The sequence below is a fragment of the Streptomyces goshikiensis genome (genome assembly GCF_014650555.1).
GTDB classification, from domain to species: domain Bacteria; phylum Actinomycetota; class Actinomycetes; order Streptomycetales; family Streptomycetaceae; genus Streptomyces; species Streptomyces goshikiensis.
Genome location: NZ_BMVE01000002.1, coordinates 859,590 through 878,148, shown reverse-complemented (window position 1 = coordinate 878,148; position 18,559 = coordinate 859,590). Strand labels below are relative to the sequence as shown.

The window sequence follows — 18,559 nt, the reverse complement described above, 5'->3', positions numbered from 1 at the left end:
TCGACCAAGTGGTGAGTATCGGCCTGCCCGTGAACATCAGCCCGCCCCCGGGCTCGGGACCGGCGGTGACGGCCGCTGAGACCCGCGAGCCCCTCCCCTTCGGCGCCCGCCTCCTGAAGGGCGAGCGGAACTGGTGGTTCCTGGGCCCGGGCGGGGTGGCTCGTCTGCGCGACCGGCACGTCACCGCCGACGGGGGCCTGCGCCCCGACGCGGAACAGCGGCTGCACGAGAGCGGCATGTTCACCCCCGGCCGGATCAGCTCCTACTCGCTGACCGTCCTCACCAGCACCCACTGCAACCTGGGCTGCGGGTACTGCTTCCAGAACACCGCCCAGGACCAGGCGGGCGGCAGCCGGCCGCCCCGGATCGCCCAGACCCGCCTCACCTCGAAGACCATCACCGAGATACTCGGCTTCACCGAGCGGCAGATGTCCGAAGCCGGCCTGGACAAGCTCCGGATCCTGCTCTTCGGCGGGGAGCCCCTGCTCAACCCGCGCGGATGTCTCGAACTGCTGGAGCGGGCCGCGGGGATCGCGCCGACCTCCGCCTGGATGATCTCCAACGCCACGCTGCTCACCCCCTCCCTCGCCCGCCGGCTCGCCGACCTGGGGCTGACCTCCGTCCAGGTCACCTTCGACGGCGACCGCGCCGACCACGACCGGATCCGGGTCGGCCGGGCGGACGGCGGCGCCACCTTCGACAAGATCGTCGGCAACATGGCCAAGGCCTCCGAGGACACCGCGCTCCAGTGGACGCTGCGGGTGAACGTCTCCCAGGAGACCTTCCACGGCGTGGACGCCCTGATCGACCGGCTCGCCGGAGCGCTCGACCCCGCCCGGTGCACGCTGTACTTCGCCCGGATCGGCGACGTGGGGGTCGGCTACGCCAACAGCCTGCTGCACACGGGCGAACTCCCCGCCGCCTTCACCCGCTGGCAGCGCCGGGCGCTCGACCTCGGCTTCACCGTGGCCCGCCCCGGTGCCCGCAAGACCTGTGTCACCTGCGGTCACACCGACGGCCGCTACGGCGCGGTGGTCAGCGCGGACGGCACCCTGGCCAGCTGCTGGGAGACCGCGGGCAAGCCCGACTGGGAGGTCGGCACCGCCGCCGACGGCTACCGGCCGGGCGCGGAGACCCGCGACCGCTGGATCGCCTGCCAGGACCTCTACCGCTACGACGAGGACGCCCGGACCCTCGCGCGATTCCGCGACTCCGTCGACACGGCCCTGCTCGACTACCTGCACGAGACGGGGCGCCTGTAGTCATGTCCTCACCCCTGGAGCAGCTCTCCGCCGGCGCGCTCGGCTGGCTGGGCGGGAATCTGGACTTCTTCGACCCGTTCTCGGCGAACGTCCGGTCGGCGCCCCTCGCAAGGGCGAAGGCGGCGCTGGAACTGGCGCTGCTCTGCCACTGCGCGGACCGCCTGGCCGAGCCCCCGCAGGCGCTGGGCGAGGCCGGGGCCCTGGTACGGGGGCTCTGGCAGGACCCTGACCTCCCGCGGCTGTTCGCCGAGGTCCCGAAGTACACGTCCGGCTACGGGTTGATCTACGCCGCACTGGCCCCCGACGCGATCGACGACGCCCAGGTCCGCGCGGTGCTCGCGGGGCTCGACCCCGCCTTCCTCTCGCCGCGGGGGAAGTCCCCCTACCAGCGCGTCGAGGTCCGCCACTACGCGGACAAGGCCGGTGTCCGCCACACCATCGAGCCGTACACGGAGCTCCTGCCACACAGCCCGCTCGTCGCGTTCCGCGCCGCCGGGCCCGGGGAGGCCCCCTCGGGGGACGGCGCGCCGCTCACCCTCCCGCAGGCGTACGCCGTGACGCACACCGCCTTCTATCTCGGCGACTTCGGCCGGACCGCCCCCGGGCTGGGCGGGGACGCCCTGGCGCACGCCCGGGACCTGGTCGACCGCTTGCTGCGCCACAGCGTCGAGCACGACCTGTGGGACCTGGCCGCGGAGCTGGTCCTCACCCAGTTCATCCTGGGGAGCGAGCCGCTGGACACACCCTCGGGAGCCGCGGCCGTGGAGTGCCTGGTGCGGGCCCAGCGGCCCGACGGGGCGCTCCCCGGGCGGTCTGCGGCGAGCGCGGCGGACCCGTCGGCCTCCGGCGGGGAGTTCTTCCGGGCGGCGTACCACACGACCCTGGTCACCGCCCTCATGGCGCTGATCGTCGCGTCGCCGAGGCCGTCATGACGCCGCGGCTGACCCTGATCAACCGCGACTACACCCGGCTCTGGTTCGGCCAGGCCGTCTCGTCCGTCGGGGACGCCGTCTTCAGTACGACGCTGGTGCTGTGGGTGGCCACCGTGCTGGCGAAGGGCGAGTCGTGGGCGCCGTTGGCGGTCAGCGGCATCGTGATGGCTTCGGGCGTCGCCGTGCTGGTCATCGGTCCGCTCGCGGGCGTGTTCGTCGACCGCTGGGACAAGCGCGCCACGATGCTGCGCAGCGAGGTGCTCCGCGGCGTCCTGGTGGCCGTACTGACGGTCATCACCTTCCTGCCGGCCGGCGCCCTCCCGGCCGGTGTCTGGCTCGCCCTGATCTACGTGACCGTGCTCCTGCTCCACGCGGCCGGCCAGTTCTTCTCCCCGGCGCGCTTCGCGGTCCTCGCGGACCTGGTGACCGGGGATGCGGACCGCGCCAGGGCGGCGGGCATCGCGCAGGCGACCGGTGAGACGGCCTGGATCATCGGGCCGCCCCTCGCCGCGCCGCTGCTGTTCACCGTCGGACTGCAGTGGGCCCTGCTCTTCAACGGCCTTTCGTACGCGGTGTCGTACATCGCGATCCGTTCCATCGGCGCACGCGAGCTCGGCACCGGCTCCGCCCGGCCGGCCGCCGAGCGGGGGCCCGTCGAGCGGCAACAGGGCGCGCTGCGCAAGGAGTTCATGGACGGACTGCGCTTCTTCGCGGGCAGCCGGTTCCTGGTGGCGCTGCTCCTGCTCGCCGTCATAGGCCAGTTCGGGGCCGGGGCGCTGGGCACCCTCAACGTCTTCTTCGCCACCGACAACCTCCACGCGGACGCCCACCTCTACGGATACCTCGGCATGGCCATGGGCGCGGGCGGCATCACGGGAGCGCTGTGCGGGGGCCGGATGGTGCAGTGGCTCGGGGCGCGAAGGACCACCTGGATCGGCCTGCTGGTGAGCGGTGTGCTGCTGGTGGCCTACTCCCGGCAGACCGGCTTCCTGGGCGGTGTCGCCCTCCTCTTCGCGTTCGCCGTTCCGCTCACCATGCTGAACACCGCGATGTCACCGCTGCTGCTCGCGGCGGCGCCCCCGGACTACCGGGGCCGGGTGATGGCCGTGTTCTACCCGGTGACGAGGCTGGCGTCGATGCTGTCCGCGGCCCTGTCCGGCTGGCTCGCCGGATCCGTGCTGCGGGACGTCGGGGGCTCGCTCGGCGGGCTCCGGTTCGGCCCCGTCGACACGATCATCGCCGCGTCGGGACTGATCGTCCTCTTGGCCGGCGTCTTCGCGATGGCCGCCCTGCCCGACACGGGCGCCGGGAAGCCCGCCGCGAGAGCGGGCGAGGACACGGCCGCGCCGGCGGACCAGGCGGACCCGGCGGCGAAGGAGAGGCAGGACGCCGAGGTCGTGGCCCACCACGACGACGGGGAACTCTCCGCCCGCGCCACCGACCGGTCCGACGACCCCCGACCCACCGATGGATGAGGGAGCAAAGAGTGAGCCCGCAAACCCGCCGCTATCCGCACGCGGAGCGGCAGGACGTCGTCGAGGAAGCGCACGGTCTGCGCGTCCCCGACCCGTACCGCCCGCTGGAGGACGCCGAGTCCCCCGCGACGCTCCGCTGGAGCGCGGAGCAGCAGACGCTCTACGAGGCGGAGCGGGCGTCCTGGGCGGACCTGGAGCACTGGAAGGCGGAGGTGGCGGCGATCGACGCCGTGGACCGCGCCCGCTCGCCCGAGGTCCGCGGCGGCAGGGTCTTCTGGCTGCGGCAGGACGCCGGCCAGGAGCATCCGGTACTCATGGTGGCGGAGGCGGGAGCTGATCCGACCGGGCGGGTGCTGCTGGACCCCAGTGCCCTCGACCCGTCCGGACGCACCGTGCTCGACGCCTGGGAGCCCTCCGTGGAGGGCGATCTGCTGGCCTTCCAGGTGTCCCGGAACGGCACGGAGGACTCGCTGCTCCAGGTGCTCGACGTGGCCACCGGGAGGATCGTCGACGGGCCGGTGGACCGGGTGCGCAGGTCGTCGATCGGCTGGCTGCCCGGCGGTGAGGCGTTCTACTACGTCAGGAACCTCGACCCTTCGCCGCACCCCGGCGAGGGGCGCTACCACCGCCGGGTGTGCCTGCACCGGGTCGGCACGGACCCCGAGACGGACGCCCTGGTCTTCGGTGAGGGGCGGGACAAGACCCAGTTCTACAGCGTGTCCGTGACCGCGGACGGCCGCTGGCTCGGCGTCACGGCCACGCTCGGCACCGGCCGCGGCACCGATCTCTACCTGGCCGACCTGTCGGCGGGGCCGCTGGAGCGCCCGGAACTGCGGCCCGTCCAGGAGGGCATGGACGCCGCCACCCGCCTGTACGCGGTGCCCGGCACCGGTCCGCGGGACCTGGTGTGGCTGCGCACCGACCGCGACGCCGCTCGCGGACGCGTCGTCGCGTGCCGGCCGGCCGAACTGGCCCTGGGCCCCGCTGCCTGGCGCGAGGTGATCCCCGAACGGCCCGACGCGGTACTGACCCACCTCGTCGTGCTGTCGGGACCGGAGCTCAAACACCCGCTCGGCCTGGCCGCCTGGACCCGCGACACGGTGGCCGAGGTGACCGTGCACGACCTGGTCGAGGGACGGCAGGTCGCCACGGTCCCGCTGCCCGGCACCGGCGCGGTCGGCGACTTCTCGGCCGGGCCGCCCGGGGGTCACGAGGCCTACTTCGCCTACACCGACTTCGTCACTCCGCCCCGGATCCTGCGCTTCGACGCCCGGACGGGCCGCGCCTCGCGTTGGGAGCGCGACGCCCCGGACGCCCCGGGCGTCGGCGGCGCGGTCACCCGCCAGATCGCCTTCCCCTCGCGGGACGGTACGACGGTGCGCATGTTCGTGATCTCCCCCACCGGGCGTCCGGACGTGGCGCGCCCCGCGCTGCTGACCGGCTACGGCGGCTTCGGCCGGACGATGTCGCCGCGGTACCGCGCCCAGGTCCTCGCCTGGGTCAGGGCCGGCGGGGTGTTCGCCTGGGCGGGCCTGCGCGGGGGCGGCGAGGAGGGCGAGGCCTGGCACCGGGCGGGCAGCGGGAGGAACAAGCAGAACACCTTCGACGACTTCGCCGCGGCCGGGGACCACCTGATCGCCGAGGGCTGGACGGAACCGGGCCGCCTCGCGATCATGGGCGGCTCCAACGGCGGGCTGCTGGTGGGCGCCGCCCTCACCCAGCAGCCGGAGAAGTACGCCGCCGTGGTGTGCGTGGCGCCCCTGCTGGACATGGTCCGCTACGAACTGTCCGGCCTCGGGCCCAGCTGGACGCCCGAGTACGGCAGCGCTCAGGATCCCGCCCTGCTGCCGACGCTGCTCGGCTACTCCCCCTATCACCGGGTCACGCCCGGGACCGCCTACCCGGCGGTGCTGCTGGTCGCCGCGGACGGCGACACCCGGACCGATCCGCTGCACGCCCGCAAGATGTGCGCCGCGCTCCAGCACGCCTCTTCGGGTACCGGTCCGGTGCTGCTGCGGCTGGAGCGCGGGGTCGGCCACGGCGACCGTTCCGCGTCCCGCGCGGTGGCCCTGCAGGCCGAGTGCCTCGCCTTCCTGGCGGGGCAGGTGGGGCTCCCGCCCCCGGGACGTACCGCTCCGGCGTCCCCGTGACCCGCCGGTTCCGGCCGCCGACGGGGGGGCGGCCGGAACCGGCGCCTGAGCCCGGGCAGCGCTCGGCCTCAGGTCAGTACGGGGGTGGGGGTACCGAGCCCCGAGCCGCGCGCGTACAGGCGTATCAGGTGGGGCAGTTCGTACTGCGCCGCGTGAGCGGTGACCTCACCGCAGGGCGAAGTCACCATTCCGGCGTCGATGAGCGCCTCCACCACCCTCACGGCGCGCCGCTCGTCGCAGCCGAGGGCCTCGGCCGCCTCGGTCAGGCCGAAGGGCCCCTCCCCGGTGCCCGCGGCCAGCCGTCCCGCGTCCCGGCCCCACTCCTCGGGCAGCGCCTCCCAGCCGTGGGCCAGCCACCGCCGCACGGACACGTCCCCGGAGGTCAGTTCGTCCAGCGCCCCGGCGGGGTCGGTGAGCCGGTCCGCGAACTCCCGCAGCGGCACGTGGCGGAGCACCGCGAGCCGCATCCCGCTCACCCGGACCGCCAGCGGCGACCCGCCGCAGGCGCGCACGATGCGCAGTGCGGCCTCCCGGTCGGCCCGCACCCGTCCCTCGCCGACGAGCCCCGCGAGCAGTTGCACCGACTCTGCGGTGCCGAGCGGCGGTACGCAGACCCGGTCCACGGGCGCCAGACCGCCCAGCTGGCCGCGGGCGGTGAGCAGCACCCTGCCCAGCCCGCCGCACGGGAGCAGCGGCCGTACGGCGCTTTCGTCGGGCACGTCGTCCAGGATCACCAGTACGCGGTGCCGCGCCAGCCACTCCCGCCACGCCTCGGGCCCGGACAGCCCGGCCTGGCCGGTCCGTTCACCGAGCTCCGCGAGCACCGCCGGGAGCGAGCGGGTACGGCCGTCCGCGTCACGCAGGGACACGCAGAGCCGCCCGTCGGCGAACCGGTCCCCGAGCAGGTGGGCGGCCCGCACCGCCAGCGTGGTCTTCCCGGCCCCGGCGGGGCCCGACAGCAGCACGATGCGGCCGGCGCCCTCGTCCTCCAAGCGGTCGGTGAGGTAGCGCAGTTCCTCGCCGTGCCCGGTGAAGTCGGGGAGGTCGGGCGGCGGAGCGGCCGGCGGCCGGGCGGCGGCGCCCGTCCCGGCCCGGTCGTCACCCGCGAGGATCATCCGGTAGCGGGCCGCCATCGCGCCGCCCGGCTCCAGGCCCAGCTCCCGGGCGAGGAGCTGCCGGTAGTCGTCGTACGCCGCGAGGGCCTCGGCCTGCCGGCCGGAGCCGCTCAGCGCGCGCATCCAGGCGGACCGGAGCCGCTCCCGGAGCGGGTGCCGCTCCACCAGGTCCCGCAGCCCCTCGACCACGGCCGGCGCGCCGCCCAGCTCCAGCTCCGCCTCCGCCCAGCCCTCGTAGGCCGTGAGGTGGCGCAGCTCCAGCCGCTCGGCCTCCTCGGCCAGCCGGGGCGACAGCCGGAGGTCGTCTCCCAGCGGCGGTCCCTGCCACAAGTCGAGTGCCTGGCGCAGCAGTCGGGCGGCCGGGCGGGGCCCCTGCCCCTCGGCGGCCCGCACCAGGGAGCGGAACCGCAGGAGGTCGAGCTCGTCCTCCGCCACGCGCAGCATGTATCCGCCGCCCGTGTGGATGAGCCGCGGCCGGTCCAGCTCGTCGTCCGCGAGGAGCGCGCGCAGGGCGCTCACGTACACCTGGAGGTTCTTGCGGGCGGTGCGCGGGGGCTCCTCCTGCCAGACCGCGTCGGTCAGCACGTCGACGGAGACCGGGCTGTTGGCGGAGCCGAGCAGTGTGGCCAGCACGACCCGCTGCTTCAACGGGCCGAGGGGCAGGGCCCGGTCGTCCCGGTGGACCGCGAGCGGGCCGAGGACGCGGTACCTGAGCGGGCTGGGTGACGCTGCGGGCTTCGCGAACGGACGCGGCATCGAGCGAACCTCCGTAGGGTGACGGGGGAGTTGGCCGTACCCCTCGATGGTCCTCCGGCCCGTACCCGTCACACATCGGTGCCGGGCCCGCAGAGTCGCGCCGTCCGTGACCGCGTCATGGGGGACCGCACCCCCATAAAGGCGGGAGCGTCCCCCATCCCGGCCCGCCAGCCCGGCATGATCCGAACGACGGGCCCTAGGAATCCGCGGACTCCGCGGACAGGGCGCACAGCGCCGAGCGGTCCGCGGAGCCGGTCTTGGTCATCAGGCTCGCCATGTGCTTCTCCACCGTTCGGGGCGAGATGCACAGGCTCTGGGCGATCTGCTGGTTGCCGGGCCGCTGCGCGAGCAGCACGAACACCTCGTACTCGCGCGGCGTGACGCCCGCGGTCCGCAGGCCCGCGGGGATCCGCTCCCGGCCGCCCCGGCGCTGCGGGACGCTGACCCCCGCCTGCCGCAGCGCGGCGCGGCAGGCCCCGGCCACCGGCGACACTCCCGCCTCGTGGAAGTACTCCTCGGCGCTGCGCAGCCAGGCGACCGGCTCGCCCCAGGAGTCGGCGAGGGCCGCCTCGGCGGTCAGCCGCAGGGCGAGGTGCCATGCCTGCGGGAACACCGCCGCCGCACGGCCGGCCCGCTCCACGGCGCGCCGCGCGCCGTCCGGGTCGCCGTCCCGGCCGCGCAGCACCGCGTCCGCCATGCCGAGGAACATCCGGTTCCAGGCCAGCTGTCCGCCCGGCGAGGCCAGCGCCTCCCGGTGCGCCTCCCGGCCGCCGTCCTCGCCGTCGAGGATCCGCAAGAGGGGGCCGAGCCCGTAGCGGCCGCTGAGGTAGAAGAAGCTCGGGTGCTCCCGCTCCCACGCCAGCGCCGCGTCGAGCTCGGCCTTCGCCCGCTCCCGGTCCTCTCCCATCAGCGCGCCCACGGCCTGGCACAGTCCGCGCTGCAGGGGCACGAGCATGGACTCCTGGCCGCCCGCCCGGCGGAAGCGGAGCAGGGCGCGTTCCTGCTCGCGGGCCCGCCCCTGGTGGGCGGCGAGCGTGGCGTCGACGAGGAGCAGATAGCGGTGCGTCGACAGGTTCTGGAGGCGGGCGCTGGCCTCCACCGACCGCTCGACGATCCCCCGCGCCCGCTCCCATCGCCCGCCCAGCACGCTCTGCATGGCGAGCAGCCCGTCGACGGACTGGAGCAGGGCCAGCGAACCGAGTTCGTGAGCCGCCGTACGGGCGGTCTCCAGGCGGGTCGCCTCACCGGTCCGCATGAAGGCGTTGGTACCGAGCCGCACCAGCGCCTCGGCCCGGTACACCGCGAGCCGGTGCTCCTCGGCGACCGCCAGCATCCGTTCCAGGCAGGCGTCGGCCTCGTCGAACCCGCGCTCCCGGGACAGCATGGCCAGCAGCTGCCACGCCTGGCAGGCCACGACGGGCCGGCCGCGCTGCTCCGCGGTGAGCGCGGCGCGCCGGGCGGAACGTTCCGCCTCTTCCAGTCGCTCGCGGCCGTCCTCTCCGCCCCAGCCCACCGGACCGCGCCCCTCGCCCCGGCCGTCCTGCTCCGGCAGCAGCGCGAGATGGCCCTCGACCACCGCGAGCGCCGCCTCCTGCTCCGGGCGCGGGTCGGCCCCGAGCAGGGCGCGGGCCGCCCGGATCCGGCGGTGCGCCTGCGCCGGCTGCTCCGCCATGGTGGCGACCCATGCGACCTGCGTGTGCGCCTGGGCCCGTTCCTCGGCGGCACGCGACCCGGCGGGCGCCGGCGGAAGGTCGTCGAGCAGCGCGGCCGCCTCGTCGAGGCGCCCGCACTCGGCCTGGGCGATCGCCAGCTGCACCGTGACCTCGTCCCGGTCCTCGTCGGCCGCGAGCCCCCGGGCACGCTCCAGCAGCATGGCGGCCGAGCCCGAGGCACCGGCGTCCAGCATCTGCCGGCCGACCTCGGCGAACTGTCGCGACGCCGCCGCCTTGTCGCCCGCCGCCAGTCTCAGGGCGGCCACCAACTGCTTCTGGTCACCGCAGAGTTCGACGGCGGATTCCTCGATGGCCGAGGCCGCGCGCCGGGCCAGCGCGGCCTGCTCGGCGGGCGGCAGCGAGGCCCTGAGCGCGTCCGCCGTCAGGGCGTGACGGAAGGTGTAGTGGTCGTGGGCGGCCCCGTCCGGGGCGATGATCCCCACCTCGGAGGCCGTCCGGAGATGGGCGAACAGCGCCCGGTCGTCGAGTCCGGTCACCGCCCTGAGGGCCCCGACGGAGAACCGGCCGCCGAGCGTCGCCGCGACGAGCAGCAGTTCCCGCACCGGTTCGTCGAGCCGGGCCAGCCGGCGCGCCCAGCTGCGGACCGCGCCCGTCGGCACCGTCGCCTCGTCGTGCTCCGCGAGCTGCCACCCGCCCTCGGCCCGGCTCAGCCGTCCGGTGTCCAGCAGGTCGGCCAGGAGCACCTCCACCAGGTACGGGTTCCCGCCCGCCCACTGCGCCAGGTGCCGCCCCGCGGCCGGGGGCACCTCACCCGGTCCGACGTCCAGACAGGCGGCCGCCATGTCCCGTACGGCGGTCTCGTCCAGCGGCCCCAGCTCCCTGAGCGAGGCGGTGTTGCGCAGCTCGGCGGCGAGCGCGAGGTCCAGCGCCGGGCCGGGATCGGGCCGGAGCGTGCCGACCAGGAGGACCGGCAGCTCGGCCACGTTGTCGACGACGTATTCGACGACCGCGATCGTCTCGGTGTCGGAGTCGTGCAGGTCCTCCAGCAGGATCACGCAGCCCCGCTCGCGGCCGAGCACGGCCAGCAGCCGGAGCAGCGCCTCGGCCAGTTCGACCAGCGAGATCGCGTATCCGGGCGCCACCGCCTCGGCCCGCCATTCCGGCACGAGGCCGGCCAACGCGGGCCGGTAGGGCTGCAGTTCCGGGTCGTCCGGGGCACCCGCCGCCCGGAACCGCGAGGACAGCGCCTCGACCAGCGGCCGGAAGGGCACGACGAGCCCGGTGGACGTGGCTCGGCCGCGCAGCACCGGCATGTCCCGGTCGTACGCGCGCAGGGTGGACTCCCCGGCCAGCCGGGACTTGCCGATCCCCGCCTCGCCGACGAGGAACACCGCCCGTCCCGCACCCCTCGTGACGCTCTCCAGTGCCTCGTCCAGCAGCCGGATCTCGGCGTCCCGCCCCACGATGACCGACGACGTCGCTCGCATGCGCGCAGGTTACTTGATCTTTTTCGTGCGCGGCAGAGGGCCGGGGAACCCCCCGGCCTCCGCCCGATCCGTCCGGGGCGCATCCCTGTCACCTCGCGGCGCGACGTGCCCCTCCTCCCCCTCAGAACAGCGTGAGGGATCCGGTGGTCCACGGCGTGTCCACGGTGGCGGCGGCGTCGGAGTCGGCCGTTCGGAGCAGTCGGCTGCGCAGCCCCAGCATGCCGCTCGCCCCGAACGTCACCTCGCCCACCGGGTGGTCGTGGGCCGCGGTCTCCGCGCCGGCGCTGCTGTCGACGTATCTCACCGAGTCGTTGATCTGCGTGGTCATGGTCCGTCCTTCGTATGGGCAGGAGTGGAGGCCGTGCTGAGCCGTGCGGTGGTGCCGGTGGTTCGGTGTGTCGGGTCGTGCGGTCGTGCGGTCGTGAGGTCGTGAGGTCGTGAGGTCGGGGGCCGGGGGCTCCGTGCGGGAGCGCCTCGGACGGCGGCCGTGGGTGGTGCCGGACCGTCCCCTAGCAGGACGTCTGAAGGAGGAGCAGGGAGGGCACGCGCTCCGGGAACCCGGCCCGGAGGAGTCCGTGCCCGATCCCCGCCAGCCCGGTCAGCAGGCCGGGATGCGGGACCCCGTCCGGAGCGCCGCTGCGGGCACCGGTCTCCTCGACGGAGGCGAGAAGGGCTCCGGCCCGGCGGATCCAGTGCGGGCGTGCCTCCGGGACCGCGGTGTGGCCCAGGAGTTCGCACAGTCCGGCCTCGCCGTGGCAGAGGCTGTCGTCGGCGGCGGGCCTGTCCCGGCCCAGCTCTTCGACGGTCCTGCGGGACCAGGCCGCGAGGTACGGGTCCTCCAGGGCGCCCGGCGCGTCCAGCACCGCGAGGGCGATGCCGGCGTGCCCCCCGCACCAGGCCGAGGCCCTGGCCTCGTCCGCGGGCCCGTCGTCCGTAGGGGCTCCCCCGTGGCCCCCCGGACCCCGGCCGCCGTCCGGCTCCCCGTCCACGGCCGCCCGCAGCGCGGACAGGCCCGCGAGTCGATACCGCTCGCTGCCCTCGGCCGCCGCGCCCCCGGGCCCTGCGCTGGCCTCGGCCTCGGCGAACCGCAGCAGGGCCCATCCGAGACCGGCGGCCCCCGTAGTGAAGCCCCGGCCGCCGGCCGTGGGATCCACCGCGGTCAACCGGTCCGCGCAGGCCCGCGCGTCCCGCCAGGTCTCCTGCGCCTCGTCCCCGCCGCCGGCCCGGTGGGCGGCCAGCAGTGCGACGAGCCCGCCCGCGACGCCCGCGCCCACCCCGTACTCCCTCTCGGACAGGGCCGCCGCCCCCGCCAGCCGGTGCGCGGCGGACGCCCAAGAGCCGATCTCCGGATCGTCCAGCAGCCGTGCCGTCTCGGCGAGCGCGTACGCGATGCCGCCGAGGCCGGAGAAGGCCCCCGAGCCCACCGCACCGAGGTCCGCGGGCCGGGCGCGCAGCGCGTCGAGCAGCCCGGGCACCGGCGCCAGGGCCGTACGGGCCACCTCCGCGTAGTGTCCGGCCCCGGTGAGCGCCGCCAACTGGGCCAGGAACAGGGCCGGTCCGGTGTAACCGCCGGCCAGGTCGGCCGGCATCGGGCCGATCCGCCAGTAGCGGTCGTCCAGGAGCTCCAGACCGATCCAGTTGCTGCGCGGGCCTTCGCGGTAGGCGAGGGAGACCAGCCGGTCCCCGACGGACCGGGCCGCCGACAGCAGCCGCTCCGGCTCCGGGGCGCGCTCCGCCGTACGGGTGCGCCGGTCCCCGACGGGCCGGTGCGCGGGAGCGCGGGAGGCCGTCGCCATCGCGGCCCGTACGATCCACTCCTGGTCCTGGCGGTCGACCGCGTCCAGGGCGGCGAGCCTCGCGGCGACCCGGGCGATCCCGGAGAGGTCCGCGCGGCCGGCCAGTGGCCGCTCCGCCGCGCCCCACAGGTGGTCCCGGCCCGGACGGGCGGTGAACAGCGGTACGTCCCCCGCCCAGAGCTGGGCGATCTCCTCGTCCACCAGGTCGGGCGCGAGGACCGTCCCGAGCACGTCGGTCCGCAGGGTCTCCAGGACCCGCTGCCGCTCGCCCGCGTCCTTCAGCAGATCGGGGTGCGTCGACTCGTCGAGCAGCGTGCTGTACACCCAGGTGGGACGTACCACCACCCGCACCTCGTCCTCGGCGAACTCCTTCAACAGGGCCGTCTCGTGCAACAGTTCCTCTCTGGCCGCGCCGATCGCCTTGTACCCGGCGCGGAATCCGGCGCAGAGCGCCTCGATGTGGGCCGCCGGCTCGATGGGCCCGCCGTCGGCGAGGCGTGGCCGGTTGGCGGACTCGCCGAACCTTCCGGCCCTGCGCACCAGGCGCATCCGGTCGGTGCCGGCGTCGGCCCAGTCCGCCCGGACGACGGGCGACACCGCTTCGCGGCCGCCGCCGACCGCGGACACGTCCAGGGCGCTGTGGTCGCCCACCAGCAGTTGGGGCAGCAATCCGACGCGGTACACCGAGTCGTGGAGCGCTCCGGCGGCGGGGTCCTCCGTGGCGGTGCCCGTCAGCGGCGGGTGGAACAGGGTCTCCACGTCGATCAGCACCGGGTCGGCGCCGACGGCGATCAGGTTCTCGTGGTGCAGGTCGGTCCCGTCGATCAGGTGCAGCAGCGCCAGCAGCGCGCCCTGGCGGCGGTAGAACGTCTCGATCTCCGTTGCGGAGGCGCAGGGGGCCGCGCCGACGAACTCCACCCACCCGTAGTCGCCCCGGTCGAGCAGCCGCAGCGTACGGAGGTGCACGGAGTCGGGCAGCTCGTTGAACCAGGCGACGAGGTCGTTGAAGTGGCGGTGCACGGAGAGGGAACGCGGCTTGTACACCAGCCGGGTGCCGTCGGCGAAGCGCAGCAGCATCACGCTCCGGCCGCCCCGGTGCCCGTCGCCGGCCCCCGGCGCGACGGCCACGAGCAGCCCCGGGTCCCCGCCGGACTCCGCGAGGAGACCGGCGGTCAGACGGGCGTGGTCGTCCGCCAGCCGCTCCAGTGCCTCCGCGACGGCGTCCGCCGCGTCGAGCGCCGCCCGCCCCAGGATCCGCGCCAGCACTGGCCGGCCGGCCAGCAGGGCCGTCAGACCGCGCCGGGACGCGACGCGCCCCAGGAAGTCCCGGAACCGGGCCCGCGTGTCCTCCCCGTCGAGCCGCCCGGCGCTCCGCGCCTCGTACAGCTCCAGCACCAGGGTCCGCGCCGCTGTCCGTGCCAGCCTGCCGCCGAGGTACCTCTCCAGGTCGTCCCGTACGGCGGTCATCTCCACGAGCCCGCGGGCCCGCTCCGACAGAACCCGCTCCAGCCGCTCCCCCGCGCAGACCGTGAACGGGCGCAGTACCCACTCGAAACCGCTCAGCCCCGGATGGTCCCCCTCGGGTGCCACGGCCTCCTCGGGCGCGGCGGCCGACGCCTCTTCGGCGAACGCGGCCCAGTCCGGGCGCCCTTCAGCCCCGCCGTCGCCGACGAGCCCGGCCGCCCACCACCGCTCGACCGCCGACAGCGAACCCCCGGCCCGCCCCTGCCCAGCCACCATCACCGCTCCTCGCCCCCGGCCCACCGCTCTGCGCCACGCCCGATCCTGGTACGGGGGGTGCCTCCCCCGCATGGGGAAGAGTCCCCCATGTTTTCCACCCCGCCAGACCGGTCGCATGCCGCCGCCGAACCGTTTCCATACCTGCCGCTCCTAGCGTCTGGCACGAAGACCGTTGTCGCCGCCCACCACCACCCCGCGAGGAGATCCCGTGCTCGAAGGCTTCGGCGAAGCGCTCGCGGACCGGGAGTACTACCTGCCGCTGCCCAGCGTGGCCGACCCCGGGCCGCGCTTCGCCCCCGGCGAGGTGCCGCCGGGCCTGAGCGGCGCCGCCCAGGGCATCTGGACGGTGTGGGGCGGTCCGCGGACCGGGTTCGCCGAGCAGGGCTGGAAGATCCACGTGTCGGCGCGGCTGGACCGGGCGCAGCACGTGCTCGACACGGTCGCCGGGATCTGCTTCTCCGAAGGCGTGCCGTTCAAACACCTGAGCGCCCGGCTCTTCTTCCTGTTCCTCCATCACAAGCACGCCGGGCGGGCCCAGGCGGGCAAGTTCTGCGCCGTCTACCCGCCGGACACGGCGACCGCCCGCCGGCTGCTGGAACGCCTGCGCGACGCGCTGGACGGGGAGGAGGGGCCGTACGTCCTCTCCGACCGGCGCTATCGCGACTCGCGGACGGTCCACTACCGCTACGGCTCCTTCGGTGGCCGCGGCCGGCTGCGGGCCGACGGCACCCGGGAGGGGCTGGTCCGCGACGGCTCCGGCCGCGAGGTCGTGGACCTGCGGCTGCCCGCCTTCCACCTGCCCGCGGGGATCGTCGACCCCTTCGTCGAGCAGGAGGAGCAGCCGCACGCGGGCCCGATCCTGATCCGCGACTACGAGGTGACCCGCGCGGTGCGCCTGAGCAACGCCGGCGGCGCCTACCAGGCCCGGGACCGGCGGACCGGGCGCCCCGTCTTCGTGAAGGAGGCCCGCGCCCACAACGGCCTGGTCTTCGACGGGACCGACGCGCAGCAGCGGCTGCGGCACGAGCACCGCGTGCTGCGCGAACTGCACGCGGCCGCGCCCGGGGTGGGCCCGGAGCCACTGGACCACTTCACGGAGTGGGAGCACGAGTTCCTCGTCACCGAGTACGTCGCGGGGCAGCCTTTGGTGGGCTGGCTGAGCCGGTCCTCCCCGCTGGCCCACGCCGACCGTACGGCCGAGTCCGTCGAGGCGTACTACGAGGCGTGCCGGCGCCTGCTGGCCGAGCTGGACGCCTCGCTTGAGCGGCTGCACGCCGCCGGCTACCGGTTCGGTGACCTCAGCCTGGGCAATGTGGTGGTCACGCCGTCGGGCGGGGTCCGGCTGGTGGACTTCGAGGCGGCCTCGGCGCTGGACGCCGCCCCCTCCGGGATGGGCACCCCGGGGTTCACTCCGCCGCCGGGCCTGCTCCGGACCGACACCGATCCGCTGCTGCGGGACCGGTACGGCATGTCGGCGCTCGCGCTCTCCTTCCTGGCGCCGTTCAACGAGATCGCCGAGCACGCGCCCGCCAACCTCGCACTGCTGCGCCGCGACCTGGCGGACCTGGCTCCGCCGCAGGACCTGTGGCAGCGGGCGACCGCCTTCCATCCGACGCAGGACCAGGCGCGGGACCAGGACGGTCCCGGCCGGCTGCCCTCCCCCGCCGAGCTGGACGCCGATCCGCGCGGCTGCCTCACCCGGCTGGCCGAGGAGGTGGCCGGGGGGCTGCTGGAGACGGCCGACGCCGACCGGCCGGAGTGGGCCTTCCCGCCGTCGCCCGAGGCGTTCCGTACCAACAACGTGTGCCTGGCGTACGGCACGGCCGGGGTGGTGCACGCCCTGCACAGCGCCGGGGCCCGGGTACCTGAGGAGATCCTCGAACGGCTGCGCCGCGACGCGCTGGCGCAGCGCGGCTCGCTGCCCCCCGGGCTGCTCGTCGGCTCGGCCGGCATCGCCCGGGTGCTGGCCGGCCTCGGCCGGCTGGAGGAGGCCGTCGACCTGCTCCGGGACGCCGACGAGCACCCGCTCACCGCCTCCTGCGACACGCTGGCCGGCGGCCGGGCCGGGGTCGGCCTGGCCTGGCTGGCCCTGCACCGGCTGACCGGGGAGAGCGGCCATCTGGAGCGGGCCGCCGCGGCCGGGGAGCACCTGCTGCGCGCCCCCGGCCGGCCGGCCGCCCTCGGCGACCACGACGCCCGCGGCCTGCTGCACGGCCGCTCGGGGGTCGCCCTCTTCCTCCACCGCCTGGCCCGCGAGACCGGCGAGACCCGCTGTCTGGAGGGGGGCCGTCTGCTGCTCCACCAGGAGCTGGACCGGACCTTCCCGCTGGACGACGGCGCCCTGTCCCTCTCCGACGACGCGCGGTTCACCCGCGCCATGCCGTACCTCGCCACGGGCGCGGCCGGTCTCGCGGCGGTGCTCACCCGCTACGTGGCCACCGCGCCGGACGAGCGCTGCGCCGCGGCGCTGCCGAGGCTGGTCGCCGGCATCCGGGTCTCCCGCGCCACGAAGGAGGCGGGCCTGTACCGGGGGCTGGCGGGACTGAGCTGGTTCCTGACCGGGCACGCCGAGCTCACCGGCACGGACGCCGCCCGCGAGGACGCCGTGCGCGCCGCGACCGGCCTGCTGAAGTACGCCGTCCCGTACCGGCGCGGTGTCCGCTTCCTCGGAGCGGGTTCCCAGCGCTTCACCGCCGACCTGTCCAGTGGCGGGGCCGGCGTCCTGCTGGCCCTGCACCGCCTGCTGGCCGGCCCGCTCCTGACGGAGCCCCACGACGCGGGTCTCCGGATCCCGGCCGCCGCCCGGCGGCGCCGGGCGGGCGTCCCGTAAACGCCTGGTCACGGCGGCGATCAGCCCCGTGCCCAGGTACGCAGTGACCGACCGACACCACCCCGAGAAGAAAGTGGAGGGCAGCCATGAGCCAGATCCTCGCGCTCCAGGCACTGGACACCGAGCCGGAGACCTATTTCCCCTGCTTCAGCGTCGCCTGGAGCATCAGCGACATCTTCCCGGAGCCGATGTAACAAGCGGGTACCCCCATGGGTCTCTCACCGTGACGGAGATCTGCCATGCTCCCTTCGCCGTAACGGCAGCAAAGTGGCGTCTGACCTGGACTACCCCCGGGTCGGACGCCATCGGCATTTTGGTCACACGGCGGCTGGATTTGAACTCCCCCCAATCCGGGCGATCTGCGCCGCAGTCAGCACGTGCCCGCCGTCGGCCTACAGCATGGTCGGATCAACCCGCGCGCCTAGGGCGGATGGAGGCGATGCGTGTTCCCCTGCAGCAGTCTCCCTTGGTGGCCCGGGTGCTTTGACGGGCGTCGGCTGCTTCGGTGACTCCGTCGAGCACGAGAACCGCAACCGCGCGCGTCGACCTCTGCGCTACAGCCCCGCCCGTCCGCGTTCCCTTGTCCTCCCGGTCCGTACCTGCGTCATGAGTCGTGGGCAGGCGCCTGACCGGCTACCAGACGGCCATCCCCGCCCTACTCGTCTACCAGCCCGGCTCGCACATCAGGCGCAAGCCGGTCCAGAGAGATGGACAGCATGCTTCCTGGCATACCCTGCAGAACACGCCTCAGAGAGATCCCGATTTCCCTACCCGCGATATCAGAAATTTCCGCGTCGCAGGCGGCCCGCTCGAGCATTTCAAGGGAACGCCTGTCAGCCCAGTAGGCAATATCGACGACCGCTTCACACCTGAGTTCGAAATCAACTGTGTCGTCCGCCAATGCTGCCGCAAGAAAATCTGCACGCCGATCCCACACCAAAGGACATTCAGAGAGTGCGGCCGCACGGAAGATCAGGGGAGGTCGATATCCGTGATCCCTCACGTAGTGGTTGATCAGCGCAGGGGCAGCATACGTGTCGCCGCCGGCACTGTAATAATGAAACTCTCCATTGCCGGAATGAGTGCGGCCAGGCGGACAGAACTCACATTCATGCACACCTAGGGTCACAGCGGAGAGCCACTTCGATGCGCGCTCGAGCGCCTTCGCCTCTACTGGAGTCACCGGGGGCTCAGAACCTCCCTGGATTCCCGCGGAAGTGCCCAGCCATCCCAAATTCTGCATGGGCACGAGCGAGGTCGAGTACACATAGCGAGACAGGTCCACATATTCCATAGGGCCTCGATGGTCGAAGAGCTAGAAGACGGCCGGGGCGGCCCGCCTT

At 74.5% G+C, this 18,559-nt stretch carries 10 protein-coding genes; 5 read left to right on the top strand and 5 right to left on the bottom strand.

What is annotated here, in order from left to right:
• Positions 1-35: 35 nt before the first annotated feature.
• From IE248_RS09085 to IE248_RS09070, 4 genes are read left to right on the top strand one after another with little or no spacing between them, the layout of a single operon-like run.
• Positions 36-1,262: a radical SAM protein gene (locus IE248_RS09085; RefSeq protein ID WP_190030505.1), complete on the top strand. Its 1,227-nt coding sequence runs from the start codon at positions 36-38 to the stop codon at positions 1,260-1,262.
• Positions 1,263-1,264: 2 nt separating this feature from the next.
• Positions 1,265-2,194, top strand: coding sequence for a DUF6895 family protein (locus tag IE248_RS09080; protein ID WP_073796736.1), 930 nt, complete (start codon positions 1,265-1,267; stop codon positions 2,192-2,194).
• Positions 2,191-3,669 carry an MFS transporter gene (locus IE248_RS09075; protein ID WP_190030360.1) on the top strand — a complete coding sequence of 493 codons (1,479 nt, stop codon included), beginning with the start codon at positions 2,191-2,193 and terminating at the stop codon, positions 3,667-3,669. The genes IE248_RS09080 and IE248_RS09075 overlap by 4 nt, the downstream gene beginning before the upstream one ends.
• An 11-nt stretch (positions 3,670-3,680) precedes the next feature.
• Positions 3,681-5,819: a prolyl oligopeptidase family serine peptidase gene (locus IE248_RS09070; protein WP_229895191.1), complete on the top strand. Its 2,139-nt coding sequence runs from the start codon at positions 3,681-3,683 to the stop codon at positions 5,817-5,819.
• Between the two features lie 68 nt (positions 5,820-5,887).
• Here the strand turns inward: IE248_RS09070 and IE248_RS09065 are convergent, their stop codons facing one another.
• The 4 genes from IE248_RS09065 to IE248_RS09050 form a co-directional block, all read right to left on the bottom strand.
• Positions 5,888-7,690: an AfsR/SARP family transcriptional regulator gene (locus tag IE248_RS09065; protein WP_190030358.1), complete on the bottom strand. Its 1,803-nt coding sequence runs from the start codon at positions 7,688-7,690 to the stop codon at positions 5,888-5,890.
• 196 nt (positions 7,691-7,886) lie between these two features.
• A complete protein-coding gene (locus tag IE248_RS09060; protein WP_190030357.1) occupies positions 7,887-10,850 on the bottom strand; it encodes a helix-turn-helix transcriptional regulator in 2,964 nt (987 codons plus the stop codon).
• A gap of 121 nt (positions 10,851-10,971) precedes the next feature.
• Positions 10,972-11,178: a hypothetical protein gene (locus IE248_RS09055; RefSeq protein ID WP_190030356.1), complete on the bottom strand. Its 207-nt coding sequence runs from the start codon at positions 11,176-11,178 to the stop codon at positions 10,972-10,974.
• Positions 11,179-11,359: 181 nt separating this feature from the next.
• Positions 11,360-14,458 (bottom strand): type 2 lanthipeptide synthetase LanM family protein, encoded by a 3,099-nt coding sequence (locus IE248_RS09050; protein ID WP_434093863.1) that lies wholly within the window; start codon positions 14,456-14,458, stop codon positions 11,360-11,362.
• A gap of 136 nt (positions 14,459-14,594) precedes the next feature.
• Between IE248_RS09050 and lanKC the strand changes: the two genes are divergently transcribed.
• Complete coding sequence (gene lanKC, locus IE248_RS09045) at positions 14,595-17,216, top strand: class III lanthionine synthetase LanKC (RefSeq protein WP_190030355.1); 2,622 nt, start codon at positions 14,595-14,597, stop codon at positions 17,214-17,216.
• 655 nt (positions 17,217-17,871) lie between these two features.
• On the opposite strand, the gene IE248_RS09040 is transcribed toward lanKC, so the two are convergent.
• The gene (locus IE248_RS09040) at positions 17,872-18,510 is read right to left on the bottom strand and encodes a DUF7919 family protein (RefSeq protein WP_190030354.1); all 639 of its coding nucleotides are present in this window, start codon (positions 18,508-18,510) and stop codon (positions 17,872-17,874) included.
• Positions 18,511-18,559: the final 49 nt, after the last annotated feature.